General features: G+C 49.7%; 1 protein-coding gene. It reads right to left on the bottom strand.

Annotation, left to right across the window (positions count from 1 at the left end):
* Positions 1-589 precede the first annotated feature (589 nt).
* A partial coding sequence (locus PAT3040_RS09150) for a LacI family DNA-binding transcriptional regulator (protein ID WP_146200391.1) occupies positions 590-1,395 on the bottom strand: 806 nt, incomplete at its 5' end.

Below are 1,395 nucleotides of genomic sequence, written 5' to 3' on the forward strand. Positions count from 1 at the left end.
GGCTGGCTCGGTGATCGGCTACCGGGACGCAATTGATCCGCATGCCGTGACCTCGCGCGCCCAGGCCGCACAGGTGCTGTACCGACTGCTGAGTCATTAGCGGAACGAAACGGGCAGGTCTTGACAACGAGCGCTAGGCATATTGAATATGCACGCAATTGCAAAGCGCGACCATGCCCGTGAAGAGCATCTAACTCGGAGGCGTTTTCGCCAAGTGCAGCCCGATCCGGCTGCGTCCTAAGCTTATCGGAAACCGCCTGTTACCGCGGAGCCAAGAGGATCGAACCGTACGCGCAAGCCTCGGTTCGATCAAGTTAGGTGGAATCGCGAGCAGACGCTCCTCGTCCCAATTAGACGAGGAGTGTCTTTTGCGGTACGCCCAGCATGGGCGCCATCTATATGGTGAATCCGGAACGGAGACCGGCCGCCTGCCGTAAAAGGTGTCCGTCGCAAGGCGGAATCCGATTGAAGCTGGAGGCAAAGACTGAGGTACACGAATCCAATTAGAGGCGGTTGCAGCCGGATCAGTTACCTGTACATGACGAAATTCAAAAACGGGGTATTGACCAAGATGGCCAACGGGGGTTATTCATGAATGCAAGCGGCCGACTGATTCGCGAACAATCAACTCTGTATCCAAAACAACATTCTTTTCTTGCAATTTGCCCCAGTTTAAAAGGATGTCAAACGCTCGCCTGCCCATTTCCTGATTCTGCTGACGGATGACGGTAAGTGCGGGGTTATAATGCTTAGCTAAGAACGAATCGTCTACGAAAATAGCAGACAAGTCTTCACCAAGCTTTATGCCGAGGCGTTTAATCGCTTCGAGGAACAGCATGCTGCTACATAGGTAAGCAGTAATTTGGTTATTGCTTGTTATGAAATCCATCATGGATTCAATGACATCGTTCTCGATTCCGAGGGGTAATCTGGCCGTATTCAATGTCGTATCGAACAAGTAATCTTTGCGGACGGGAATGGCATTATCGATCAAACATTGCTCGTAGCCTTCGATGCGATTGCGTGTGTTATTAGCATTCCAGTCGATGTCATAGAGGAGTCCGATTTCACGGTGACCTGCTTCAATAAGGTGCTTTGTGGCTTCGTAGGTGCCTTTCTTGTTGTCCGAGTGGACGAAGTGTGCGTCTAATTGCGACCAATATTGATCCACGATGACAAAGGGGAAGTTGTCCAGCTTTAAGCGCATGATTTCGTCGTTGAAAAACTCATGGCAGGTTGGATAAATAATCATCCCGAGAATATTCTCATTCTTAAACTTGCGGATGAGGACGTTCTCCATCTCTTGCTCGTTGCAAGTATCTTGGATAATTAAATTGCACCCGAGCTTTTTGCATTCTTGCTCGATTCCTAAAAGTATGTCAGGGATGTGGTAGG

This window comes from Paenibacillus agaridevorans (assembly GCF_003112455.1).
Classification (GTDB): domain Bacteria; phylum Bacillota; class Bacilli; order Paenibacillales; family Paenibacillaceae; genus Pristimantibacillus; species Pristimantibacillus agaridevorans.